The 26,368-nt window shown below is 37.8% G+C and carries 27 protein-coding genes; 4 read left to right on the top strand and 23 right to left on the bottom strand.

The window, feature by feature from the left end:
- Positions 1-24 precede the first annotated feature (24 nt).
- The 4 genes from A2J09_RS10080 to A2J09_RS10095 all read right to left on the bottom strand — a co-directional run bounded on the left by A2J09_RS10080 (position 25) and on the right by A2J09_RS10095 (position 4,824).
- Positions 25-1,008 (bottom strand): alpha-ketoacid dehydrogenase subunit beta, encoded by a 984-nt coding sequence (locus A2J09_RS10080; protein ID WP_012295042.1) that lies wholly within the window; start codon positions 1,006-1,008, stop codon positions 25-27.
- A complete protein-coding gene (locus tag A2J09_RS10085) occupies positions 1,008-2,024 on the bottom strand; it encodes a thiamine pyrophosphate-dependent dehydrogenase E1 component subunit alpha (RefSeq protein ID WP_012295043.1) in 1,017 nt (338 codons plus the stop codon). The genes A2J09_RS10080 and A2J09_RS10085 overlap by 1 nt, the downstream gene beginning before the upstream one ends.
- Positions 2,025-2,111: 87 nt before the next feature.
- Positions 2,112-3,539 (bottom strand): dihydrolipoyl dehydrogenase, encoded by a 1,428-nt coding sequence (gene lpdA / locus A2J09_RS10090; protein ID WP_012295044.1) that lies wholly within the window; start codon positions 3,537-3,539, stop codon positions 2,112-2,114.
- Positions 3,540-3,729: 190 nt separating this feature from the next.
- Positions 3,730-4,824, bottom strand: coding sequence for a Leu/Phe/Val dehydrogenase (locus A2J09_RS10095; RefSeq protein WP_031417423.1), 1,095 nt, complete (start codon positions 4,822-4,824; stop codon positions 3,730-3,732).
- 382 nt (positions 4,825-5,206) lie between these two features.
- Between A2J09_RS10095 and A2J09_RS10100 the strand changes: the two genes are divergently transcribed.
- Positions 5,207-5,443: a DUF2627 family protein gene (locus tag A2J09_RS10100; protein ID WP_008179922.1), complete on the top strand. Its 237-nt coding sequence runs from the start codon at positions 5,207-5,209 to the stop codon at positions 5,441-5,443.
- 46 nt (positions 5,444-5,489) lie between these two features.
- On the opposite strand, the gene A2J09_RS10105 is transcribed toward A2J09_RS10100, so the two are convergent.
- From A2J09_RS10105 to nusB, 16 genes are all read right to left on the bottom strand, one after another.
- A complete protein-coding gene (locus A2J09_RS10105; RefSeq protein ID WP_031417420.1) occupies positions 5,490-6,218 on the bottom strand; it encodes a glycerophosphodiester phosphodiesterase in 729 nt (242 codons plus the stop codon).
- Positions 6,211-7,782, bottom strand: coding sequence for a flagellar assembly protein A (locus A2J09_RS10110; protein ID WP_012295048.1), 1,572 nt, complete (start codon positions 7,780-7,782; stop codon positions 6,211-6,213). The genes A2J09_RS10105 and A2J09_RS10110 overlap by 8 nt, the downstream gene beginning before the upstream one ends.
- A 333-nt stretch (positions 7,783-8,115) precedes the next feature.
- Positions 8,116-8,301, bottom strand: a complete 186-nt coding sequence (locus A2J09_RS10115; protein ID WP_031417418.1) for a hypothetical protein — start codon at positions 8,299-8,301, stop codon at positions 8,116-8,118.
- Positions 8,302-8,383: 82 nt separating this feature from the next.
- Positions 8,384-9,376 (bottom strand): S-layer homology domain-containing protein, encoded by a 993-nt coding sequence (locus A2J09_RS10120; protein WP_012295050.1) that lies wholly within the window; start codon positions 9,374-9,376, stop codon positions 8,384-8,386.
- Positions 9,377-9,638: 262 nt separating this feature from the next.
- Positions 9,639-10,430 carry a sporulation transcription factor Spo0A gene (gene spo0A / locus A2J09_RS10125; protein ID WP_031417414.1) on the bottom strand — a complete coding sequence of 264 codons (792 nt, stop codon included), beginning with the start codon at positions 10,428-10,430 and terminating at the stop codon, positions 9,639-9,641.
- 392 nt (positions 10,431-10,822) lie between these two features.
- Positions 10,823-11,770 (bottom strand): SpoIVB peptidase S55 domain-containing protein, encoded by a 948-nt coding sequence (locus A2J09_RS10130; protein WP_036162057.1) that lies wholly within the window; start codon positions 11,768-11,770, stop codon positions 10,823-10,825.
- Positions 11,771-11,894: 124 nt separating this feature from the next.
- Positions 11,895-13,586, bottom strand: a complete 1,692-nt coding sequence (gene recN / locus A2J09_RS10135; protein ID WP_012295054.1) for a DNA repair protein RecN — start codon at positions 13,584-13,586, stop codon at positions 11,895-11,897.
- 33 nt (positions 13,587-13,619) lie between these two features.
- Entirely contained in the window at positions 13,620-14,069 is a 450-nt protein-coding gene (gene ahrC, locus A2J09_RS10140; protein ID WP_031417410.1) for a transcriptional regulator AhrC/ArgR, read from the bottom strand.
- Between the two features lie 100 nt (positions 14,070-14,169).
- Entirely contained in the window at positions 14,170-14,988 is an 819-nt protein-coding gene (locus A2J09_RS10145; RefSeq protein WP_012295056.1) for a TlyA family RNA methyltransferase, read from the bottom strand.
- Positions 14,988-16,889: a 1-deoxy-D-xylulose-5-phosphate synthase gene (dxs, locus tag A2J09_RS10150; RefSeq protein ID WP_012295057.1), complete on the bottom strand. Its 1,902-nt coding sequence runs from the start codon at positions 16,887-16,889 to the stop codon at positions 14,988-14,990. The genes A2J09_RS10145 and dxs overlap by 1 nt, the downstream gene beginning before the upstream one ends.
- Positions 16,890-17,050: 161 nt before the next feature.
- Positions 17,051-17,932 (bottom strand): polyprenyl synthetase family protein, encoded by an 882-nt coding sequence (locus A2J09_RS10155; protein ID WP_012295058.1) that lies wholly within the window; start codon positions 17,930-17,932, stop codon positions 17,051-17,053.
- Positions 17,933-17,935: 3 nt separating this feature from the next.
- Positions 17,936-18,169, bottom strand: a complete 234-nt coding sequence (gene xseB, locus A2J09_RS10160) for an exodeoxyribonuclease VII small subunit (protein WP_008179899.1) — start codon at positions 18,167-18,169, stop codon at positions 17,936-17,938.
- Positions 18,166-19,524, bottom strand: a complete 1,359-nt coding sequence (gene xseA / locus A2J09_RS10165; protein ID WP_012295059.1) for an exodeoxyribonuclease VII large subunit — start codon at positions 19,522-19,524, stop codon at positions 18,166-18,168. The genes xseB and xseA overlap by 4 nt, the downstream gene beginning before the upstream one ends.
- 231 nt (positions 19,525-19,755) lie before the next feature.
- Positions 19,756-20,571 (bottom strand): undecaprenyl-diphosphate phosphatase, encoded by an 816-nt coding sequence (locus A2J09_RS10170; protein ID WP_012295060.1) that lies wholly within the window; start codon positions 20,569-20,571, stop codon positions 19,756-19,758.
- A gap of 131 nt (positions 20,572-20,702) precedes the next feature.
- Positions 20,703-21,557, bottom strand: a complete 855-nt coding sequence (folD, locus tag A2J09_RS10175; protein WP_012295061.1) for a bifunctional methylenetetrahydrofolate dehydrogenase/methenyltetrahydrofolate cyclohydrolase FolD — start codon at positions 21,555-21,557, stop codon at positions 20,703-20,705.
- A gap of 31 nt (positions 21,558-21,588) precedes the next feature.
- Positions 21,589-21,972: a transcription antitermination factor NusB gene (nusB, locus tag A2J09_RS10180; protein ID WP_012295062.1), complete on the bottom strand. Its 384-nt coding sequence runs from the start codon at positions 21,970-21,972 to the stop codon at positions 21,589-21,591.
- Positions 21,973-22,183: 211 nt separating this feature from the next.
- Between nusB and A2J09_RS22990 the strand changes: the two genes are divergently transcribed.
- The 3 genes from A2J09_RS22990 (at position 22,184) to A2J09_RS10190 (ending at position 24,546) form a co-directional block, all read left to right on the top strand.
- Entirely contained in the window at positions 22,184-22,348 is a 165-nt protein-coding gene (locus A2J09_RS22990; protein WP_012295063.1) for a DUF2197 domain-containing protein, read from the top strand.
- A 15-nt stretch (positions 22,349-22,363) separates the two neighbouring features.
- Positions 22,364-23,200: a MerR family transcriptional regulator gene (locus A2J09_RS10185; protein WP_012295064.1), complete on the top strand. Its 837-nt coding sequence runs from the start codon at positions 22,364-22,366 to the stop codon at positions 23,198-23,200.
- Positions 23,201-23,376: 176 nt separating this feature from the next.
- Entirely contained in the window at positions 23,377-24,546 is a 1,170-nt protein-coding gene (locus tag A2J09_RS10190; RefSeq protein ID WP_012295065.1) for an MFS transporter, read from the top strand.
- A 91-nt stretch (positions 24,547-24,637) separates the two neighbouring features.
- Here the strand turns inward: A2J09_RS10190 and A2J09_RS10195 are convergent, their stop codons facing one another.
- The 3 genes from A2J09_RS10195 to A2J09_RS10205 all read right to left on the bottom strand — a co-directional run bounded on the left by A2J09_RS10195 (position 24,638) and on the right by A2J09_RS10205 (position 26,269).
- On the bottom strand, positions 24,638-25,048 hold the full coding sequence (locus tag A2J09_RS10195) for an Asp23/Gls24 family envelope stress response protein (protein WP_012295066.1): 411 nt from the start codon (positions 25,046-25,048) through the stop codon (positions 24,638-24,640).
- Between the two features lie 127 nt (positions 25,049-25,175).
- On the bottom strand, positions 25,176-25,502 hold the full coding sequence (locus A2J09_RS10200) for a nucleoside triphosphate pyrophosphohydrolase (protein ID WP_036162060.1): 327 nt from the start codon (positions 25,500-25,502) through the stop codon (positions 25,176-25,178).
- A gap of 188 nt (positions 25,503-25,690) precedes the next feature.
- The gene (locus A2J09_RS10205; RefSeq protein WP_036162062.1) at positions 25,691-26,269 is read right to left on the bottom strand and encodes a hypothetical protein; all 579 of its coding nucleotides are present in this window, start codon (positions 26,267-26,269) and stop codon (positions 25,691-25,693) included.
- Between the last annotated feature and the right edge of the window lie 99 nt (positions 26,270-26,368).

Below are 26,368 nucleotides of genomic sequence, written 5' to 3' on the forward strand. Positions count from 1 at the left end.
TTTCAATCAGCCTTGCTTGGTATGTTAAAATGCCGCAAGTTCTCGCATCGCACGTTCCACTTTATCAGGATTAATCATAAAATATTTCTCCATGGTTGGTGCATATGGCATTGCTGGCACATCGGGTCCTGCTAGACGTTGAATCGGTGCATCAAGCTCAAATAAACAATGCTCCGCAATAATGGCAGCAACTTCACTCATGATACTGCCTTCTTTATTATCCTCCGTAACAAGTAATACTTTCCCTGTTTTAGTCGCCGCCTCGATAATTGCTTCCTTATCAAGGGGATAGACTGTGCGTAGGTCAAGTATATGCGCAGAAATACCATCTGCAGCAAGACGTTCTGCAGCTTGTAGCGCAAAGTGGACAGCTAACCCATAGGTAATAACCGTCACATCATCCCCTTCACGCTTCACATCTGCCTTGCCGATTGGTAATGTATAATCGTCTAGAGGCACCTCACCCTTAATTAATCGATAAGCACGCTTATGTTCAAAGAATAATACAGGATCTTCATCACGAATAGCTGCTTTTAGCAATCCTTTAGCATCATATGGTGTTGATGGGATAACTATTTTCAACCCAGGTGTACCCGCAAAAAGGGCTTCAACAGATTGAGAATGGTAAAGAGCCCCGTGAATTCCTCCACCAAAAGGTGCACGGATTACCATTGGACAAGTCCAATCATTGTTAGAACGGTAACGGATTTTGGCTGCCTCAGAGACGATTTGGTTGACAGCTGGCATAATGAAATCAGCAAATTGCATTTCTGCGATTGGACGCATACCATACATTGCTGCCCCAATACCGACCCCTGCAATAGCACTTTCTGCAAGTGGCGTATCTAGTACACGGTATTCGCCGAATTGATCATACAGACCAGTAGTTGCTTTAAATACACCACCCTTACGGCCAACGTCTTCCCCTAAAATGAAAACTCGTTCATCACGTTCCATTTCTTCTTTCATTGCTAATGTAATCGCATCAATATAAGACATAACTGCCATTACACGTCACCTCCGTCCACTGGTGCATAAACATATTTCATGGCATCCTCTGGTTGTGCATATGGAGCCGCTTCTGCATAATCAGTAGCTTCATTTACTTCTGCCATAACACGTTCTTCGATTTCTGTACGTACTTTTTCAGTCATGACGCCTGCATCAGTCAGATACTTTTCAAATAACACAATCGGATCTTTTGCCTTTCCTTCTGCAATATCTTCAGCCGTACGGTATTGACGATCATCGTCGTCCGAGGAATGGGCTGTTAAACGATATGTGACTGTTTCGATTAAGCTTGGGCCCTCTCCATTACGTGCACGATCGGCTGCTTCTTTCACCACTTTGTAAACTTGTAATGGGCATTTTCCATCAACTGTCACACCTGGCATACCATACCCAATCCCACGATCAGAAACCTTCGCACAGCCTAACTGACGTTCTACTGGTACAGAGATGGCATATTGATTGTTTTCCACCATAATAATAACTGGCAATTTATGAACACCTGCGAAGTTGGCCCCTTCATGGAAATCCCCTTGGTTAGAGGAACCTTCACCAAGTGTCACAAAAGAAACAAAATCCTCATTTTGTAGTCGTCCAGCAAGTGCAACGCCAACTGCATGTGGCACCTGCGTAGTAACAGGTGAAGATCCTGTTAAAATACGGTTTTTCTTTTGACCGAAATGGCCAGGCATTTGACGTCCACCAGAGTTTGGATCTTCCGCTTTTGCAAATGCAGATAGCATCAACTCTCTTGGTGTCATACCAAAGTGTAAAACAACCCCCATATCACGATAATATGGCGCAATATAATCTTTATCTTTATTTAACGCAAAGGCCGCCCCTACTTGTGCTGCCTCCTGACCTTGACAAGAAATTACAAACGGAATTTTACCAGAACGGTTTAATAACCACATACGCTCATCTAATCTTCTGGCCATTAACATTGTTTCGAACATAGCAAGTACATCTTCATTTGACAAACCTAAATCTTCATGTTTGATTTGAACATCTTGCATACGAACACCCCTTTCGTATTATAGAGAAATAACTATCTTATCCTATATCCCCACATTTGGATATGTTAGTTATGAAATTCAGAAAATTTAAAAATGGATAGCACGACCATCAACTGCTAAAGCAGATTCCACTAATACCTCGTTTAATGAAGGATGTGGATGAATTGCCTGACTAATTTCCCATGGTGTTGCATCCAACAATTTAGCTAAAGATGCCTCTCCAATTAAATCTGTCACGTGCGGCCCTACCATATGAATACCCAAAATATCATCTGTTTCTTCATCAGCAATTATTTTTACAAAACCTTCTGCTTCCCCATTTACCAATGCCTTACCAATTGCCTTGAAAGGGAATTTACCGATTTTTAATGAAAAGCCTCGCTCTTTGGCAGCACTTTCGGTTAAGCCAATGCTAGCAACCTCTGGATATGAATAAACACATTTCGGTACCTTCAGATCATCGATATGCTCTGCTTTACCTGTCGCTATATGCTCGATTGCTGACAGTCCTTCATGAGAAGCCACATGCGCTAACTGTAAGCCACCAATCACATCACCTATGGCATACATATGTGATTCCTTCGTTTGATAAGAATCATTCACTTTAATGAAGCCATTTTCCACTTCGATTTCTGTATTTTCCAAGCCAATGTCTTGCGTGTTGGCTTCACGACCAACACAAAGTAAAAGTTTATCTGCCTCAAAGATTTCTTCCTGCTCATTCACTTTCGCAGAAATGAAAACGTTATCATTTTCTATTTTGAATGTATCTGCATCTAAACGGGCATTTGTGACAATGCGAACTCCCCTCTTTTCAAGCTGCTTTGTTACTTCTTTGACGATATCAGCATCCTCTGCAGGTAAGATAGTTGGTCCGTATTCTAGAACTGTTACATATACGCCAAAATCGCAAAGCATAGATGCCCACTCAATTCCAATGACACCACCGCCAACGATTAACAATGATTTTGGTAAATTGTCAAGCTCCAACGCATGATCTGAATTCATCACATATTGGCCATCAACTGTTAATCCTGCCATACCTCTTGGCTTTGAGCCAGTTGCAATGACAACATTCGTCGGTACAAGCATTTCATTTTCTTGCCCATTGGACATTTCTACGGAAATAGTTCCTGGCATAGGAGAGAAAATAGAGGGACCTAAAATTCGTCCTGTACCATGATAAACATCTATTTTGCCTTTTTTCATCAGTGTATTCACACCTTGGCTTAATTGCTCAACGATCGCTTGCTTCCTAGCTTGCACTTTGTCAAATTGCAGTGTCACACCTTCAATGTCAACACCATACTCACTAGCCGTTTTATTAGCCATTCGATATACTTCTGCACTTCGAAGTAAAGCTTTACTTGGGATACAGCCTTTGTGCAAGCATGTTCCACCTAAACGATCCCGCTCTACAATAGCTGTTTTCAAGCCTAGTTGCGCAGCGCGGATGGCCGCCACATAACCGCCTGTACCTCCACCTAAAATGACAACATCATAATTTTGAGCCATGTTTATTCCCCCTTTTGAGAAAAGTGCTAAAGTATTCTATCTATTAAACCATTACCCTACCAATTAGCTTGCGGTCTATTTTTGCTTAAGAAGAACAGAACTTTAGCTTTACTGCAACGGTGCTCTTATTTGTTGGTAAAATTAGAAGAAGTCGACAATGCGACTTCTCCAAATTTTCAAACCTTGTATATTAGCGACCGTGTAAAATATTTTTTTCATTTTTTAAGAATTGGCTGCGAGATTTCGCCACACGCGCAATGCGTTCTTCAGCTAAACGATTCGCTGCCACATATGTTGGAATGCCATCTCGTTTTGAAATAGCAAAGATCTTTTCAATACTATCATATATACCGTCAACGCGTTTCAGAGCACGTTCACGATTATAACCATATAATTCATCCGCAACGTTAATAACGCCACCAGCATTAATGACATAGTCTGGTGCATAGACAATACCTAATTCATGTAGGAAATCACCATGACGTGAATCTTTTAACTGATTATTAGCAGACCCAGCAATTACTTTTGCTTTTAATTGTGGAATTGTTTCATCATTTAATATAGCACCTAAAGCACAAGGAGAGAAAATATCAACTTCTTGCGCGTAGATTTCATCTGGAGCTACTGCAATTGCGTCAAAGTCATTCACAACTCTATCAATTGCTGCCTGATTGATATCTGTTACAACAAGTTTTGCCCCTTCATTATGTAAATACTCGCAAAGCTTGTAGGCTACATTTCCTAGACCTTGTACAGAAATTTTTAATCCCTCTAATGATTCTGAACCAAATGCTTCTTTTGCAGCCGCTTTCATACCGCGGTAAACACCATACGCCGTTACTGGAGATGGGTTCCCTGATGAACCGAATGCAGGTGAGATTCCTGTTACATAATCTGTTTCCTCATGGATTAAATCCATATCTGTAACTGTTGTACCTACGTCTTCTGCCGTGATATAACGACCATTTAAGCCTTGGATGAAACGACCTAATGCACGGAACATTTCTTCGTTTTTATCTTTAAATGGGTCACCGATAATGACCGTTTTTCCACCGCCAAGGTTTAAACCAGCTGCCGCATTTTTGTAGGTCATACCTCGTGCTAAACGCAATGCGTCTTCAACTGCATTTTCCTCTGATGCATATGTCCACATACGTGCCCCGCCTAATGCTGGTCCAAGTGTTGTATCATGGATAGCGATAACCGCTTTTAACCCTGATGCTTCATCTTGGCAAAATACCAATTGTTCATAATCATACTTTTCCATATACTTGAAGATTTCCATGAAACTCGCCCCTTTGCTTTGGAAAGTGCATCCCCAAATGCCCGTCCCAATCAAGTTTTATCTAACAATCTTACCACTTGTTGTCCTCGCCTCAGCTATAATACTGAGCCCCATTTTTCAGTAGGTGTTTAGACCCTAGGATAAAAATTGTTTAGTAATGGATAATATTGCTCCACTTATTTTTACAATACTGACAAATTCACAATTTCGCAACTATTATTACATATTCTTGTTTAAGTAAGAATTTTCTAAACATTCAGTAACAAAAACTACTATATGCTCCGTCTAGTTTTGACGAATAATTATTATATTGATTACTAGCCTTTCTTGACATTCCCCCATCCACAGGTACAATTAATCATAGGAATAAGGAGGGGTATATATGGCCCGTTTAGCTGCATTTATTGTAATGCTTATTCCAGGTCTTATGGCTGCAGGCGGCATTAAATTTATGCGTGATACATTATTTGGGAAGCTTCTTTCGCCTTTCCCATTTTTATGGCTACAATTTGTAGTAGGTGTTATATTCTTTGTTATAGGCTTTGGCTTTTTCGCAGGATTTTTACTACATCGTGACCGCAAAAATGGAAAAGTAGCACCTCGCTTCCAAAAAAAATAAAAATAGCTATCCAAATAAGTCACATGGACTTACTGGATAGCTATTTTTATACACGCTGCTGTGTAGTGATGACTTTATCAGGGTAATCTGTTATCCAACCTATTACAGCATGGTGAGGATTGGTTAAGAATGGTTCATTACCATCAATTGCATAAAAACGACAGGCTTTGCCGCTTGTTACGCATGCCTCTAAATATCTTGGCTTGTAGTACCGTTTATGCATATGGACAGTATCAGCAGCTTTGTAATCAGCTAACAGATCCCATTTTAATTTTTTCGTGGCTATTAGAGCCGTTTCATATTCAGGTCTTTGCTTTTTCACATATTCCAGTATTTCGTAATGGAACGACGAGAAGTGGCTCCCTGCTGGTAACGATAGCCCTTGAAGAAAGTCATTCAGCCCACTTTGATTGTCTAAAATGGTTGATTTTAATTCAATATTTAAAGGGAGCTTATGTGTTTTAGCCCATGCTAAAACTGCATCAAATGCTGGTATTTTAGCCGATGAAAAAAGACGCCTCCAAGGCTTGCCGAGTTTAAAACGTAATAACTCTTCCATCGTACAATCACTCACCAGTTTATTGATACCTACTAATCTTGACAATTGTGGATCATGGTAGACGATTGGACAACCATCTTTTGAAAATTGGATGTCTAACTCAATGCCATCAGCCCCAAGCTCCAATGCCTTTTCAAAAGCTTTAAAGGTATTTTCTAGCGCATAGGCCGATGCTCCTCGATGTGCAAACACCGGAATATAGGACGAATTAGACATTTAACTCACCAAACTCTAGCAGAAATTTACCATTGGTCATTTTGCTTAATAAAGATGATTTTTTACCAATTTGAATATACGTCCCCGGATGCGCTTCCTTTGTCACAACAATCTCTTCTTTACCAATATGACGCATTTCGTCCATTATTAGCTTTATTTCACGATCTAATGTAACCGCTTCTGCCTTTAACTTTGTTAAAGCTTGCTTTGTCTCTTCAAAGGATGCTGTTTGTTCTTTAGACATTTGGTTGAGAAATGGCAATAAACTTTTCATTTTGGATTCATGGGCTGCAATTTCTGATTGTAACTCTTTAAGCTGGACAGCTTTTTCCTGCATGATCGAATTATTCTCTTGTTTATTGACACTTTCAATAATCAAATCCGTTCGCCGTTCCAATCGATTACCAGATATGGCCGTGACAATCGTATTTTTAGCTACAGCACGCCCTCCAATAATTTTACCTTTTCGTTCATCCACTAAAATGGAATGGGCTGAAAGCTGTGAACCTAATGCATAGAAACCAATATGGATACTATCTGCTGCCATTAAATTTGCTTCATTGACATGTTTGACAAAAATATTGCCACCCGCTTCCACAACTGTTGACCCAAGACCAAATATGCCACCGCGAATATAAACATCTCCTTCGATGGATTTAATCAGTTTGGCACCGCTTACACCTTCAGCGCCATCAATAGAAATATCACCAGTTGCAATAACTGTATAGCCATTTGTTACTGTTCCTTTAATACTAAGAGAACCATTAAATTCTAGATTACCTGTTTCAACGCCTACATCACCGTTAATAGGTAGGTGTCTGTTTACACCAATCATACCTTTCACATCATCTAGAACACCAGCAATTTTCGAGCGGATCACAATTTTCCCGTCCTCTTCCACTTCATATGCTGATTTTGTATCGTATCGGATTGGAAAATCCCGTCCTGGTGCGGCAGCCACTACCTCACCTAGCACATTTTTCCCTGGTTTACCTAATGTAGCAGGAATCTTTTCACCTAGCCATGAGCCTTCCGAAATTTCTGAGATAAAATTCATATCAAAGTAATCCGCTTTTCCATCATCACGAATGACCGGTTTTCTCTCCGGCTTAGGTAAGTATGTAATTTGTGCATCCGTGCCTGCTATCGGTGGTTGCCCCTGAGCAATTAAAAATGCTTTTCCTGGTTCAGCCTTCGAAATATCAAAATCTAAAATTCCATGCACAATTTCATTTTCAGCAAGTATTTCTTGAATTTGCTGTGTCAGCTTTTCTTTATGATTGGCAATATATTCGTTTGTTTCATAGATAAAAATAGAGGCTGACATTTTATCACGGGCAATTTCAGCTTCAATATTTGGAAGCCAGCGGCCAATTTCTACTGGACTTGTATTTTGAGTAGACAGCACGTTTTTTAAAATTGAAAAATTAGATAATTTAAGTCGCGGATGACTACGTAAAATGCTATCAAATTCTTTTAATGGGAATCCGGCACTAAAAGTAAGCATAAATACCTTGCCATTTTCTTCAGAAATTTCGAAGTTTTCATTTCGAACTAGAATCAAGCTACCTCCTCCTTCCCTCTATATGTAAGTATATACAATCCACTTACATTTGTTTAGAGACCATTGTCACTAACGAGAAAGAAAATAGTACTACTTAATCATTAAAACATCGAACTATTTTTTATTTCCGTTAAATATAAATAGGTTTATAATACTAAAAAAATGTTTATTATTTTATTTTTTTAATAAAATTACCCTTAATTACATGGATATTCTATTAGGATCATTTGAACAAATAGTATTCCCTAGATATATATTATAGGATGGGATCGTCATAAAAAATAAATAATAAAAGGTCTTTAGAACTATAAAATTTTCAGATATTAAGGCTCTTTATTCAAGATAACTCTTTATATTTCCAATTTGGAAGGTCGAACCAAGTTGTTCTAATTCTTCCTTAGTCATATATCGCATATTTATTTTACCGTCTACTACGAGACGGACTTCAAATAATTGTTCATCTATTTGTATAATTTCTATTGAATTCATTCCATCTAATTGAAAATTGACACTTTTCATTTGAATCACCTGCTTCTAGTTATTTAATCTAACCGTATGTAATAAAAAACTACCCCAAAAAAACAGGGTAGAAAAGGAAGTATTACCAAGCAGTATAACCAAAGTCATTACTAAAATCTACTGTTGTATTATTCGTAATTTCTATGTTTTTAATTTGATGTTTATAAAGGAACATTGTGTTATCTTCAAAAACTTTATAATTATAATTACCAAATATAGATTTAAGCTGACTATGCGAATTTAAAGGTTCAGAAATATTTCGTTTTGCATTTTTCGATGAGATTACTGCGATATAAGTTCCAGAGGGAATACTATTAATACTATAATTCCCATTCTTATCTACTAAAGTTCTATATACATTTTTCAACTCAGTTTTATTATCAAGCCAATCGAATAATTCTTGTTTAGTGTAACTTGGATATGTTGCAGTTGTTGAAAATAGATAAACTGTAGCACCTGTATCTCCTAAAGTACCAATGAAGTCGTTATACTTCCAAACAACCGTACCCTTTATAGCACCGTTTCCTCTGCTGGTGTTGGATGTATTTGGATTACTAGAAACTTTACCAGATTTTATATATTGCTCTGTTCTATTTATAAAAGCTTTTAGGTGCGTTTGAGTCAATTTATTATTAGGCTTAAATGTACCATCAGAATAACCAGCTGTTATACCAGCAGCTACTAATTGTTGAATCGCATTATATGCACTATTTTCTCGAGGGACATCTTTAAACGTAGCATTCCCTGTAGGTAATTTTGAACCAAAAGCTCTTGAAATAAAAATCGCAATATGTGCTCTAGTTAATTCTTGCGAGGGCTTGAATGTACCATCAGAATATCCACTTACAATTCCTTTATCAACTGCTGATTGGATATAACCACTTGCGTAGTGACTTTTCGGAACATCTTTAAATTGTGTTGCTCTTTGAGTACCATCCAATCCTAAAAGCTTCCCAATTTCAACAATTGATTCGGCACGATTTGAAACCTTTTCTGCAGCATTCACTTCTGAACTATTAAATGAAAGAATAGACAAAATTAATACAAAAAACAATGAACATAACACTTTTCTCATATGTATACCTCCACATTTTATTCTAGAATCCACCCTTTAATACTAATATCTAAACCTAAATTGCATTACATTAGTATCACCCCTATAAGATAAGATTACCATCAAACCAATTTTTTTGAAATATTTTTATAGTAAGGGATTAAGGCATAAAAAAATACGCCCTTCTAAACAGTGATTCCACTGTCTAAAAATGGCGTTATAAAAACTCGAAGTATAATTGCTATTTCAGTTTTTCTATCATTTATTGCTAAAAGCTGTACGTTTAGCTAGCCATCATGTCAATACGGATTTTGTCTGCTATCATAGCAATGAACTCACTATTCGTCGGCTTGGATTTCAAATGATGGACTGTGTAACCAAACATCGACGAAATGGATTCATAATTGCCACGATTCCATGCAACTTCAATAGCATGACGAATAGCACGTTCAACGCGTGATGGTGTTGTGTTGAATTTTTTTGCAATTTCCGGATATAAAATTTTTGTCACAGATCCTAATAATTCAATATCTTCGAATACCATTTGAATGGCTTCGCGCAAATAAGAGTACCCTTTAATATGAGCAGGTACACCAATTTCTTTAATGATGGCTGTAATTGTGCTGTCTAATTGATGCTGATTTAATTTTTGAGGCACTGTTGGTTGTAAAACGCTTGTCTTTTTAGGAAGTGTCGCCTTCTGTCCAGCACAGTGTAAAATCTTTTGTACCAATTGGTCAAATTCAAATGGCTTTAGCATGAAATAGGAAGCCCCTAAATCTACAGCCTGCTTCATGACATCTTCTTGGCCAAAGGCTGTTAACATAATTACTTGGACTGATGACATTTTCTCATTTTGATACATCGATTCTAAAACAGCTAAGCCGTCAAGATGAGGCATAATTATATCTAGAAGTAAAATATCAGGTGTAAATTCCTCAAGCATTTGTAGACAAATTTTTCCATTTGAAGCTGTCGCAATAATTTCTATTTCGGCATGTCCCTGGAAATATTGCTCCATTGTTTTTAATAACTCACGATTATCATCTGCAATCGCTACTTTTACCTTTGTCATTTCAATTCCTCCTTCTGGACTTGCTTTGAACACTCCAAAGCGTTAACCTAACCCCTAAATGCCGTTTTTGGCACACTGTGGAATTTTCGACATTTTTGTTTAAAAACCTTTTTCATTTCCAAAAATGAGTATGTAGTCCGATACTTTCTTTTAATATCGACAAGTTGCGCTAAATAATGGCAAACTGTCGAAATGCTCTTATTACCTATTTTAGATAAAAAAATAAGATAAAACTACAGTTTTTTTAAATATCATGACTCCTTAAGGTTATTATGAGAAATACTTGTTGAATTCAAGGTCTTTTTAACAAAAAGGTAAAAATCCGCAAGTCTCCAGCGGCACCTGTTCTGCCTGCGGAAAATGCGGATTTTTACCAAATGCCATCCCTCTTTTTAGGAAGACTTTCTTAACATTTCAGCTACCGTTAGAGCTGCTCCCTTTTTCGGCTCCTCCACAAACATATGTGTCACAGCACCGACAAACCGACCGTCTTGAATGATAGGACTGCCACTCATTCCTTGCAAAATTCCACCCGTTTTTTCAATGAGCTTTTCGTCAGATACTATAAATTCAAGTCGTTCATTTTCAACCTTTGTTATTTCAATGGAAAAAGTTTCGACTTTACGGCCTTCAATCGCCGTATATATTTCCGCTTTCCCCGTTTTTATATCCTTTTCATGCATAATTTCAATCGCTTTGGGTAATCTTTGTGGATAGCCTTCTTCCCAACGGCCAAAAATTCCATAAACAGTATTTTTATCTATACTCCCTAAACGTTCCTGATGTTTTTCAATGGAGGAGATTTTGTATCCCGGTTGGCCAGGCATACTTTTACGGATTTGTTGAATGGAAGCTAAAAAAATGGAGCCAGCTCTAAATACAGGGGCTTCTTGTAGGGTTGAATCAACAATTTGATGACCTAGTGCGCCATAGTTTTTTGTCTCTGGATCAATATAAGTCAGTGTTCCTACTCCATCTGTTTCATCTTTTAAAAAGGATATGATGTGCTCTGCTTCTTGATTTTGTAATTCAAGTGTAACTTGTTTTCCGTCATTATTGATCGTCCATTTCTGTTGGCCTTCTTTAGCCATAGCTTGTTTGGCATCTGCCAGCGATTTTACAGGTATATCATTAATTTTTTCAATCACTGCGCCGCCTTTCATCCACTGATTGGAAGCTAACAGTACATCATGCGCTACAAACACATGCGATAATTGAAGTTGGATTCCAATGGCTTCTCCCATCGGTATAAGCTTTTTGGCGGCTAAAGCTTGTATAGGCATCACTAACAAAAAGATGAGCATAGGCAAAATGACTAATTGACGCCAACGACGATTCATACGACACCTCCTTTTCATTTTTGTCTTTTTACTATGTGTTGTTGTGGCATTCTTATAAGCGGTAAATATTTGTGCAAAAAGAAAAAAACCAGAAACAGTATCAACAACTGTTTCTGGAATATGCTTAACGCATTTGTTTTTTACGTTCTTCTGCCATGGTTAATAACTCTGTTGCATGCTGTAGCGTTAAAGCAGTAATTTCTGTTCCAGACATCATACGGCTGACTTCTTCAATCCGTGCCTTCTGATCAATTTCTGATAAAGAAGTAAATGTTCGATCATGTTCGACTTCTTTTTTTATAAAGTAATGATGATCAGCCATTGCTGCAACTTGAGGTAAGTGTGAAATGCAAAGCACTTGAGAATTAATGGATACTGCAGCAATTTTTTCTGCAATGGCCTGCGCTACTCTTCCACTAACACCTGTGTCCACTTCATCAAAAATGATGGATGTAATACCATTCGAAGAAGAGAAAATGGTTTTCAGCGCCAGCATCATTCGTGATAACTCTCCTCCCGAAGCAATTTTCGGTAAGGACTTTGGTGGTTCTCCAACATTGGTAGAAATATAGAAAACAATTTGATCTTTTCCATTTGCATCGAAATATGACAATTCTTCAAAATTGACAATGAATTTAGCTTTTTCCATATGTAATTCACGTAACTCTGCCATAATGGCTTCACTTAACTGTTGGGCAGCAGCTTTACGCACAGTTGAAAGTTCTGCAGCAAGCTCATTGAGCACCGATTCCATTTCAAGCACTCTTCGCTCTTTCACCTGCAAAATTTCATCGCGATTGAGCAGTTCATTTAACTCTATTTTTATTTTTTCAAAATACGCTAAAATGTCCTCCACTGTCGAACCATATTTGCGTTTTAAATTTTGGAATAAAGCTAACCGTTGCTCCACCTCATTTAAACGTGCTGGATCAAACTCTAACTCATCTAATACATTTTTGACCTGATAAGCCGCATCTTGTAGCGCATAAAATGCCGTTGTCACTGCCTCGGAAGCTTCTTTGAATTGTTCATCCACTGTTGCTGCATCGTCCAAAGCTCCCATTGCATTACCAATCCAATCAAGACCTTTTGATTCTCCCTGAATAGCCTCATAGGCAGCACTAGAGCGCTCAAAAATTTTATTGTAATTCATGAGTCGACGGCGTTCATCAAGAAGATCATCTTCCTCACCTAGCCTTAAATTGGCTTCTTCTAGCTCTTTTATTTGAAATTGATACAAATCAATGCGTTGTGCCATCAATTGTTCATCAATAGAAATTGAAGCCAGGTCCTTTTTCAGCATTCGATATTCTTCATATTGTTCGCTGTATGTTTTTTGAATAGGCAACAGCTGTTCTTCTGCAAACTGGTCGAGTAAATTGATATGTTGTTTTTCATCCATCAGCTCTTGATTTTCATGTTGGCCATGAATATCAATAAGACTCGCACCAATTTCCCTCAGCACTGATAATGGCACAAGTTTACCATTTACACGGCAAATACTTTTCCCAGAATCATTTAAATCACGACGTAAAATAACTGTATCTTCTTCAATTTCAATGCCTGCTTCTTCTAATTTTTTCAGCACTGGATGCGTGGAATTCGAAATTTGAAATAAACCACCTAATTCTGCTTTCCTTGCTCCATGACGAATAAATTCAGTATTTCCCCGCCCACCAGCAAGTAAATGAACAGCATCAATGATAATTGATTTACCAGCACCAGTTTCCCCAGTTAGCACTGTCAATCCTTCTGAAAAACTTACAGTCAAATCCTCAATGATAGCAAAGTTTCGGATACTAAGCTCTCTTAACACTAATTGTCACCTCTGAATCCATTTCCCCATTTTTTAAAGCATGTCTAGTAAGCGATTTTTTGTATTTTCCCGCTCGTTTTCATCTCGACAAATAATTAAAATGGTATCGTCTCCAGAAATTGTACCTAAAATTTCTGGCCAATCTAAATGGTCTAATAAGGATGCAATCGCATTCGCATTTCCAGGAAGAGCTTTCATCACTAAAAAGTGCGAAGCTCCATCAATGCTGATAAAGGCATCCGCTAATGCGCGATGTAATTTTTGTACTGGGTTAAATCTTTGATCTGCGGGCAAGCTATACTTATAGCGGCCGTCCTGTAATGGTACTTTCACCAAATGTAGCTCTTTGATATCACGGGATACCGTAGCTTGTGTCACATTATAGCCTGCATCTTTTAGAAAATCGACTAAATCATCTTGTGTTTCAATTTCATGATTAGCAATAATATCCCGAATCCGTATATGTCGTTGTCCTTTATTCATCATAGCCACCTCTAATAAATAATTAATTATGTGTATAATCACACTACCATTTTCAACAAAAAAGCACAAGAAAAAACACGGCTCTATAAGCGAGCACGTGTTATTTTAAAGAATTATGCGCTTCTTCTACGAGTGCATTAAAAGCTGTATATGCAGGAATGTCTTCTTCTCCAACAGGATTCACTAAATGGAATAAAAATTCAATATTTCCTTCCCCACCTGTTATCGGGGAATAAGAAGCATCCTTCACCACAAATCCAACTTCTGTGGCCATGGCTGCCGTTTTTTCTAAAACTTCAAGATGGACTTTTTTATCACGAACGATACCTTTTTTTCCAACCTTATCTTTTCCCGCTTCAAACTGCGGTTTCACCAATGCCATGACATCGCCACCTGGTAGCAATAATGTCTTTAACACCGGTAAAATTAATGATAAAGAAATAAAACTAACATCTATTGTTGCAAAATCAGGTAACCCTTCAGATAAATCTGCCGCCGTAGTATATCGGAAATTAGTTTTTTCCATGACAGTCACACGTTCATCCGACCGAATTTTCCATGCTAATTGATTGGAGCCAACATCCAGCGCATAGCAATGTCTTGCTCCATGCTGCAACGCACAATCTGTAAATCCACCTGTAGAGGAGCCAATGTCAAGCATCAGCTTCCCTTCTACAGACATATCAAAAATTTGTAGGGCCTTTTCAAGCTTCAGACCACCACGACTAACATATTTTAAATCGGAGCCTTTTACTTGTAGAGGGGAATCGATAGCAATTTTTTCTCCTGCTTTATCGATACGTATTTCATTTGAAAAAACAAGTCCTGCCATAATGGAACGTTTTGCTTTTTCTCTTGTTTCACATAATCCACGCTCTACTAGTAAAATATCTACGCGTTCTTTTGGTTGTTTTGTCATTATTTATTCAAACCTACTTGCTGTTTTTGTTGAAGTAATACCTGCATACGCGCTACCGCATCCTCTGCTGTCATATGAATTTCTTCAAGCAGCTGATCGACATTACCATGCTCGATATATTGATCTGGAATACCCATACGATCAACAATTGCATTAAGATAGCCATGGTCATGAGCAAATTCTAATACGCCGCTGCCAAATCCACCTTTTAGAACCGCTTCTTCAATCGTTAAAATCGGTTTATGATTAGATAAAATTCGATGTAGCATATCCTTATCCATTGGTTTGATAAAGCGTGCATTGACCACCTCAATATCAATACCTTGCTGTGCTAACATGTCTGCTGCTTGCATGGCCATCGGAATCGTTGTGCCAAATGTTAAAATGGAAGCGTCTTTTCCTTCTCGTAAAACTTCCCAGCTACCAATTGGTAATGCCACAAGCTCATCATCTAGTGGTACGCCAATCCCATTACCACGTGGATAACGTAACGCAATTGGACCTCCATCATACTCAATAGCTGTTTTCACCATATGCTGCCCCTCATTCTCATCCTTAGGCATCATGATCGTCATGTTTGGAATATGACGAAGGAAAGCGATATCAAATACGCCCTGATGTGTTTCCCCGTCTGCCCCAACTAAACCAGCACGATCAATACCGATAAAGACATTTAGATTCGGACGTGCAATATCATGTAAAACTTGGTCATAAGCACGTTGTAGGAATGTGGAATAAATCGCTAAAAATGGCTTCATATTTTGTGTAGCTAAACCTGCTGCCATTGTTGCTGCATGCTGCTCAGCAATCCCCACGTCAAAGAAACGATTTGGAAAATCCTGTTGAATACCTTGTAATTTTGACCCGACAGGCATAGCAGGTGTGATCGTCACGATTCGCTCATCTTCATGAGCAATTTTACGAACAGTTTCTGCAATTAAACTACTCCATGCTGGGCCTTTTGTCTCTGACTTAACAAAGGCACCATTTTCAATTTTATAAGGACCTGTTCCATGCCAATTACCAATTGTATCGTCTTCAGCAGGTTTATAGCCCTTCCCTTTTTTCGTAATCACGTGAACCAGGACTGGCCCTTTCACTTTTTTTGCATGGGATAATGTCATTTCCAATGCTTCAAAATCATGACCATCAATAGGACCAAGATATTTAAAGCCTAGTTCTTCAAAAAAGACCCCTGACACCACTAAATATTTTAAGCTATCCTTCAAGCGTTCCGCAGTAGATGCAAGCTTCCCACCTAATACCGGAATTTTATTAATCAGTGATTCGAGCTCTTCTTTGGCTTTTGAATACTCCTTGGCAGTACGCAAACGTCCTAAAACACTGTGAAGCGCACCAACATTTGGAGCAATGGACATTTCATTATCATTTAGGATGACAATCATATTCGTTTTCGCATGTCCGATATGATTTAACGCTTCAAGCGCCATACCGCCAGTTAAAGCGCCATCCCCAATAATAGGAATTACATAGTTATGTTCTTTTTTTATATCACGTGCTGCTGCCATACCCATGGCTGCTGATAAGGAAGTTGAGCTATGACCTGTTTCCCATTCATCATGTTCACTCTCCACGCGCTTTGGAAATCCACAAAGCCCTTTGAACTGACGTAGTGTGTCAAATTGACTCGCACGACCTGTTAAAATTTTATGCACGTAAGCTTGGTGGCCAACATCCCACAAAAACTTATCTTTTGGACTGTCAAACATTTTATGCAACATCATCGTAAGCTCGACTACTCCTAAATTCGGCCCGATATGTCCACCTGTGACAGAACATTTTTCGATTAAGAAGGTACGAATTTCTTGCGCTACCTGCTCAAGCTCCTTCTTATTTAAGTTTTTTAAAAAGGATGGACTAGTTATTTTATTTAAATCCACCTTTCTCACACACCTTTTCAATAAAATATTCACCGCATTTGTTTTCACTATTATAGCAGTGTTATCAATATGCTAAAAGCACGAGCACTTCATTGTTTACAATTTGTAAACGTTCCCACCTATTCTAGCATATTCTTTTCCTTCAATGCCTTGATTTTCTCTTAGTTTTTACGATGAACAATATATGCCGCAAAGTCTCGTAACAAGCTAGCATCTATTGGTAATTGATCGAGTGCATTAATGGCATGTTGATAATGCTCCGCAAGCTTTTCTTTCGCTCCATCTAGCGTTAAAAGTGCTGGATAAGTACTCTTATCACTAGCTACATCTTTGCCTGCCGTTTTCCCTAGTTCTTCTGTTGTCCCTTCGATATCTAAAATATCGTCTTGGATTTGGAAAGCTAGGCCGATGTGATGGGCATATTCCTTCAATGTAGCACGGTCTTGTTTAGACGCGTCTGCTAATACGGCTCCCGCTTCAATACTAAATCTTAATAAAGCACCAGTTTTATTGACATGGACTTGTTCCAGTTCCGTTAAATCAAGCTGACGCTGCTCACCCTCCATATCGAGTACTTGACCACCAACCATGCCTTCAGCACCTGCGGCAACGCTTAATAACTGCACAAGCTCTATACGCTTTTCAGCCGTTACATCCATGCGCGCTAAAATACCAAATGCCAATGTGTTTAATGCATCACCAGCTAGTGTTGCAAGTGCTTCTCCATAAACTTTGTGGTTTGTTGGCTTACCTCTTCTAAAATCATCATTATCCATGCTTGGTAAATCATCATGAATTAACGAGTACGTATGAATGATTTCAATAACAGCCCCTACAATTAAACCATCCTGTAAATTTTTTCGGTAAAGCTCAAGGACAGCTAATACAAAAAGTGGTCGTATACGTTTTCCGCCCGCCTTTAATGAATATAGCATGGAGTCCTTTAAATCTACTGGAGCATCAATTTTTGAAACAAGTGCAAACATCGTTTCTTCGATTTGTGGTATGTTGCTTTCAATAAAGTACTTTAATGGCTCATTCATTTCCTAATTCTCTCCCTTTAGTGGATCAAATGCTGTTGTTTCACCTGTCTCTTGGACAATAGATACTAGCTGCTCTTCAGCATGTTGCAGCTTACTATGGCAAAACTTTGATAGCTCCATTCCTTGCTTGTATAAATCAATCGCATTTTCCAATGGCACATCGCCTTGTTCTAGCTGGCGAACTATTTCTTCCAATGCCGTCATAGCCTCTGCGAAAGTTTGTTGCTTTTCTGTCACAACGATTCCCCCTCATTCTTTGGCAAAATATCCTTCACTTCAGCCACAACCTTCCCATCATGGAAAGCTAATGTCAGATAATCCTGCTCTTGTACTTCAGTGGATGATTTGATCATATGTTGATCTTTATAAGCGACTGTAAATCCTCTTGTTAAAATGGATAGTGGATTTAATGCTTCTAGTGTTCGAATGGTTGCCTCAAATTGTTGTTGCTGCTTCGCTACATAATACGTTGCAGCACGTGTTAACTGTTGCATGCGCGCTTCTAGCTCCCGTTGATGGAAAGCAAGTGCTTTTTTTGGTGAATGTTGTGCCACCGTACTATGTAATTGTTGAAGCTGTGCACTCTTCTTCATCAAATCTACTTGCATGGCTGTTTGCAATCCTGACTCGAGCTGTGCCAATCTTTCAGTAAACGGTCGATAAAGTCTTTCTGGCATTGACAATGGATAAGACTGTTGGAGCTTATTAAGACGTTGTCGTTCAGCCATAAGTTGCGACCTAACCATTTGATGAATTTGAGATTTTTGTGAAAGTACCCGCTGGAATAGCTCCATTTGATCTGGTACTGCCATCTCTGCGGCTGCTGTTGGTGTAGGTGCGCGTAAATCAGAGACATAGTCGGCAATTGTCGTATCTGTTTCATGACCAACTGCGCTAATAATAGGGATTCGACTTTCAAAAATAGCTCTCGCTACTATTTCTTCATTGAATGCCCATAAGTCCTCGATAGAGCCTCCCCCTCGTCCGACAATCAACACTTGACACGTAGCATCTTGATTGGCACGTTGAATATTTTGCACAATATTTGGTGCCGCCTGTGCTCCTTGAACGAGTGTAGGGTAAATCAGAATTTCAGCTAGAGGGTAACGTCTCTTTAAAGTCGTACAAATATCTCGAATCGCTGCTCCTGTTGTTGATGTTAGCACACCAATTTTTTCAGGAAACTTTGGGATCGATTGCTTCCAATCTAATTTAAAAAGCCCTTCTTTTTGTAATTGTTCTTTTAATTGATTAAAGGCAACAAATAGACTACCGATACCATCCGGTTGCATTTCTTGGACATATAGCTGATAAGTCCCATAGCCTTCGTAAACGTTTACATCCCCACGAATAAATACTTGCATACCTTCTTTTGGTTCAAATGCTAATTTCGTGGCAGCCGCTTTAAACATCGTGGCAGCAATTCTTGCCCCATCATCCTTTAATGTAAAGTAAATATGGCCAGATTGATGAATTTTCACATTTGATAGTTCGCCTTTCACATACACTTCGCGTAGGTGAGGGTCCGCATCGAATTTTCGTTTAATATATTTTGTTAATGCTTTTACAGTTAAATAAGAAGCAGAGGACATGTTTTCGGCTCCTTTACTAAGATCAAGTTTTTCACAAAAACTACACCTATCATAACATTTTTTACTGGTGTTGACGCGTTTAAATGCAGTTTCGCTAGAAAAAATGCCTGTCTTTTATCTATCAAAAAACAACTATAACATATTCATACACGTTCTAACTAATAGAAATTGACTATTCAATGAATAACAAAAGAAGGTCTCATAACAACAGTTGTTATGAGACTTTACATTTTAATAGAATAATAATAATAATGTTCCTACAATAAAACAGTAGTACGTAAAATAGCTAAGTTTACCACTTTTCATAATGCCCATAAACCAACGCATGGCAAAGTACGTCATAATAAGTGTAGCTAGAAAAGTGGCTGCATATGGAAGCGCTAACGCACCTTTATTAGGCTCACCTAAAAAATCAGTTATTCCTAATACAACCCCACCTAAGCTTACTGGAATATAAAGCATAAAGGAGAAACGTAATGCCGTATCCTGTCTCATACCTACTGCAATAGCTGAAATAATCGTAGCACCTGATCGGCTAATACCTGGTGTGAGAGCGACTGCTTGCCCTAACCCAACAATAATGGCATCCTTCGTACTTAAATCTGCATCTTTTTTCTTCCCACGCATATTACGAATCAACCATAATGCCGCACCCGTAACAAACAACATGAGTGCAATTGTCGTCATGCTCACATTGTCTCCAATAACATCACTTAATAATACTCCTAAAACGCCCGCCGGAATTGAACCGATAATAATATACAAAGCAAAACGAAAATCAGCATTATAGCGCTTCTCACGTGTTTTCAAGTACAAGAAGAAATGGGAAATCAATCGCACTATATCCTCACGATAAATATAAACAATAGCAAGTAACGAAGCTGTATTGGTTAGAATGGCGAACGTAAACCCTTGTTCACCAAGCCCTAGTATTTCGCTGGCAATCATCACATGTCCACTTGACGATACGGGAATTGGTTCTGTAAACCCTTGGACAAGGCCAATAATGATATGCTTCACAATTAACACAATATCGATATTTTCCATAAAAACCTCCTACTAAGTATGTATGTCCCAAACGTTACATTAGACGTCAAAATTAGCATAAAAGTTCTGGCATCGATCCATAAAAGAAGTCATCTCAACACGATATTGAGATGACTTCTGGAAAAGGCTATTTAATTAGCAAGCTTATTTTCAGCTGCTTGCACAGTGTTGAATAGTAACATGGTGATGGTCATCGGTCCAACACCGCCTGGAACAGGGGTGATATGAGACGCTATACCATCTACTTCAGCAAAGTTTACGTCGCCGCATAATTTATTGTTGTCATCACGATTAATGCCAACATCAATTACAACAGCCCCTTCTTTCACATGCTCTTTTGTAATAAAGTTTGCACGTCCAACAGCAGCAATTAATATATCCGCTTGTTTTGTAAATGAAGGTAAATCTGGCGTTTTGGAATGTGTATACGTAACCGTAGCATCTTTTTGCAATAGTAGTTGTCCCATTGGCTTACCAACAATATGACTACGTCCTACGATTACAGCATGTTTTCCTGCAATTTCAATTCCTGAATACTCAAGAAGCTTCATTACGCCAAAAGGAGTACAAGGTAAAAATGTTTCTTGGCCAAGCATCATTTTCCCAACACTGACAGGTGAGAAGCCATCAACATCCTTCTCGACAGCAATTGTCGCGATGACTGTATCCTCATCAATATGTTTTGGAAGTGGTAATTGTACTAAAATACCGTGAATATCTTCACGTTGATTTAATTGTTGAATTTGTGTTAATAATTCCTCTTGCTTCGTTTCTTCTGGTAATTTAATCAGTTCCGAATACATACCAATTGCTTCACAAGATTTTTGCTTATTTCTCACATATGTAGCTGAAGCTTGGTTGTCCCCAACTAACACAACCGCTAAACCAGGTGTTAACCCCTGTTCTTTTAAACGAATTACACGCTCTGCTACAGCATTACGAATTTCTTGACCAATCTCTTTACCATTAATAATTGCACTTGACATAAACCTTCGTTACTCCTTCCAATTCAACACATTATTCTTGTTCTGTAAATTTAGAAAGTACACCATTGACGAATTTAGATGAACTATCATCGCCAAATGTTTTACATAACTCGATTGCTTCGTTTAGTACTACTCTTTTTGGTGTTTCTGGCATGTATAACAGCTCGTATACAGCTAGGCGTAAAACAGTTCTTTCAATTTTGGGTAAACGGGCAAGTGACCACTTTTCAAGATGCTGTTCTAATGTAGCATCAATTTCCTCCAAATGTTCAGCTGTTCCAGTAACAATTTTTTCGTAGAAGACATTTGTCGGTTGGCCTTTAATATGACCCATTGCTTCTTCAACTGTTAAATCTGTATTGTCTAGCTGAAACAAAACTTGCAACGCTTTTTCGCGTGCTTCATGTCGTTTCATGTAAAGCTCTCCTTCTTAAGTGGCATTAAGGTTTATAATAGCATAAAATCGCCCGAGAAACACGATTTCAAGCAAGTTTTCAATAATCTGAAACCTTTTTCAAGAAACTTTTTGCGCATCTAACAATTCATGTTAAGCATTCCAAAATGATTGTTTAAATCACAAAATGTTATAATAAAGAAAATTGAAAGAATCTTCAGAGGTGTTCACAATGCAATATGAAGCTATTTGCACAAGCTGTAAAAAACCATTCAAGCTCCGAGAGGGTGAAGCACAATATAAACAAATGAAAGAACGTAAAGCTCACCTATTTTATTGCGAAGAGTGCAAGCATAAAATTCGCTTTGATGCCATCCGAAACTTCTTTAGCTACTAGTGGAGGCAAGTAAGTATGAAGGAACATTATTATACAATCGGTGAGGTTGCCAAACTGTCGAATCTATCTATTCAAACTTTACGCTATTATGATCAGATTGATTTATTTAAGCCTGCATACACTGATACTTATACCAATTATCGCTATTATAAAGATAGTCAAGTTTTTTATTTAGACATCATTAAATCACTTAAATATATCGGTATTTCACTAGAAGATATAAAAAAGGCGCTCAAATTAACGTCTGAAGAACTGCTTGACTTTTTAGCACAGCAAGAGCTAAGAATTGATGATAAAATTTCACGATTGAATGAAGTAAAAAACACATTATTAAAAACCAAAAAGCAATTACAGGAACAAATTGATATCCCCTTCTTTGGTGAGGTATATATACAGGTAGAGGAAGCGATGCCTATTCTACAAGTGACAACTAACAAATTAACACCAACTTCTAGTACCAATACATATTACGCAACCCTTACAAAAATTATTGAGAAAGAAGGCAGTGTATTAAATAGTCGCTATGGTTGTATATATCCACTCGCTCCCTATGAAGATGTGAATGCAATTATTTATGATGCTATTTTCACCCCGCTATTAACAGAGCGTATTTTTTCGAAGCTATCGTCAAACATTGAACAAACAATTATACCTGCAGGTACATTTGTATGTATCGCATTTATCTACCATCCGGATACCTATTTTTCTTTTTATGAAAAATTAAGAAATTATGTGATGGCTCAGTCAGAGGCTTTTGAATCCCAAGTTTATGAGCTCTATATGCCCGCTACTCTTACTATAGAGCATGAAAAGAAATTCATTGTTGAATTAAAGGTTCGCAAAAAACAATAAGATATCATCTTCCTTTATGTATAACTCTCTACATTAATTTCCAAACTGATAAAAAACATTAAAATTGAAAACAAATCTTTTGACCCTATAGTTACTATAGGGTTTATCGTATTACATGGAAATATTCTAGTAGAATGTCAATTTCATGTATCGTGAACGAATAAAAGGAGAACTTTATGAGCAAGAAACAAAATATAACATTAGCAATTTTACTATCGAATCTATTCATTGCCTTTTTAGGTATTGGTTTAGTCATTCCTGTTTTACCAACCATCATGAATGAGCTTCATATTTCGGGCTCCGTCGTTGGGTATATGGTTGCAGCCTTTGCCATTACGCAACTGATTGTGTCACCTATTGCAGGTAAGCTAGTCGATAATATTGGCCGCAAAGTCATGATTGTTGCAGGGCTTTTTATTTTTGGACTTTCAGAGTTTTTATTTGGATTAGGACGTTCCATTGAAATACTCTTTATCTCTCGAATGCTAGGTGGAGTCAGTGCGGCCTTCATTATGCCTGCCGTCACTGCTTATATTGCCGATATTACTACACTATCTCAACGCCCAAAAGCTCTTGGCTATATGAGTGCAGCAATTAGTACAGGCTTTATAATCGGTCCTGGAATTGGAGGATTTTTAGCCGAATATGGTACGCGGGTACCATTCTATGCGGCAGGTGTCCTTGGCCTTGTAGCAGCCATCTTTTCCTTCATATTATTAAAGGAACCAACACGAGCTGGAGATAAGGAAGATACACCAACATCCATGTTAGGTAGTGCAAAGCGAGTATTTAGCCCGCTTTATTTCATTCCATTTATTCTTATTTTCGTCCTATCATTTGGCTTAGCAGCGTTCGAATCATTATTTAGTTTATTCGTCGATCATAAATTCGCCTTTACGCCTTCGGATATCGCCATTATCATTACAGGCAGTGGGATTGTAGGTGCATTGGCACAATTATTACTATTTGATTGGCTGACAAAGAAAATGGGAGAAATTAATGTCATTCGTTACTCGCTAATCCTCTCAGCCGTTTTAACATTTGGTATGACCATCGTCAATCATTATTTTGCCATCTTATTTGTCACATTCTTTATTTTTGTCGGTTTCGATTTAATTCGTCCAGCTGTCACTTCATATTTATCTAAAATTGCTGGTAATGAGCAAGGGTTTGTTGGTGGCATGAACTCTATGTTTACAAGCCTAGGTAATATTTTCGGTCCTATTTTAGGCGGGATACTGTTTGATATTAATTTGAACTATCCCTATTACTTTGCGACAATTGTTTTAGTGCTAGGTGTCATCCTTGCGTTATTCTGGAGAAAGCCAAAGCATATTGAATTATAAACTTACAGCGATACAATATTATGAATGAATTTCCAAATAACAAAGGATTGCCCAAAGATGAATGAATCATCTTTGGGCAATCCTATTCGTTTTATTCATGTGCCACAGTTTCTTCTTTTTCGAAGTGAATCCCTGTAATATGCACATTTACTTCTGCTGTTTCCAGTGCTGTCATATTAAAAATAGCTTGGCGTATCTGTGTTTGTACTTCCTTCGCTACCTTAGGAATGGCATATCCATATTTCACAGAGCAAAATACATCAATAGCGATTTCACCCGTTTCTGTTACACCTGATTTAATGCCTTTATTGTGTACTTTTTTACCGAAACGTTCCACGACACCTGTCGCAATATTACCACGTGTTGCAGCAATGCCTTCGATCTCATTTACAGCGATTCCAGCCACAACTTCGATAACCTCTGCCGCTACTTCAATTTTTCCAAGCTCTTCTTTTCCAGAAGGTGTTGGTTGTACGAAAGATTGTCCTACTTTCTCTGCCATACAAATATCATCCTTTCCCTTACACATCACAAACAAATGCTGTACTTACATTTATTATACTATAAAAAGGAAGGTTTGGCTGTCGAAAGCCGTTTTAATTTATAAAGAAGCTTGATGAAATGATTATTTATTGTTCCTCAACCTCTATTAAATAAATTCCGCTATCAAAGCCTCCACGCTCCGTTTTCTTATGTTTACGAAAGGACTCAAGCTCTTCATAGCTTACACCTAGCACACTAATTGCTGTATGTACTAGCTCTAAAATATCTACTAATTCCTCAATCGCTTCTTGTTCAGTAGTAGCTTCACGAAACTCCCTAGCTTCCTCGAGCATTTTTGCTTTCACTTCCGTTAAAAACTCAATTGGTTCTAGTGTACGTGCACGATAAGTTAAGCCTTTTGAATCTATGATTTCTAACATATTATCTCTCACGAGTTTATTGTATACTGGCATCCCTATTTCCCTTTTCAACTGTTGTACTTAAATATTTTGTAGTCCCTTTTCTCATTTACTTTAACCGCTCTGTACGTCATGATAGAAATATCTCAAGTCAAAAAACGCTGCTAGTCAACATTTTAAAGGAAAAAGGAATGCTCCGCTCTTTGTTATCTTCAAAGCTTCTGATTTCTCAAAGGTTATTGCTAAACCTTTAAATGATAATTCCTCTCCCAAAATAAAATACCACTGTCATCTGCAATTACAAAATAATTACCACTAAATGAAAATCCAAAACAATACAAAAAACCTCTATAAATGCGAACACAATTTTTATTGTGTCCTTCAATAAGACAATTCTCAAACGCAGGTTGATAAATAACATCCTCACATGGATAAAGAGGAGATACTTTTTGTAAACAATCCCCGAAACTATTACTGATTGGCAGTATGCTACCACCATATTTACCTGCTAATTTAATTGATTTATCTTTTAAAACATCAAAACCTTCACAAATTAATAAGGTTTCATCTAATTCAAAGTTATCTGTATAATCGCGAGTAATTTTCTCTGCTTTTGCTAGGTCAATAATTCCTCTACCATTACTAGATACGACAAGTAATAAATCGGATGATTCATCAAACCCGAAATATTCAAGACCACCAATACTAAAATTACCCTTAAATGTCCAACCATCTGGACTTTCAGCATATGGTATTTGTTCTAATTTGTTATAAATATTTTTTCTATGTTTCTCGAATGCCTCGCTTTTAAAATAATCCATAATAACCTCCATAATTAAACAACTATTAAATATCATTTAGTTGAATAGTAACAAGTTTTAGGTAATACATCTATTATTTTTAAAATTAAACATCAATTT

The sequence above is a fragment of the Lysinibacillus sphaericus genome (assembly GCF_001629735.1).
GTDB lineage: Bacteria > Bacillota > Bacilli > Bacillales_A > Planococcaceae > Lysinibacillus > Lysinibacillus pinottii.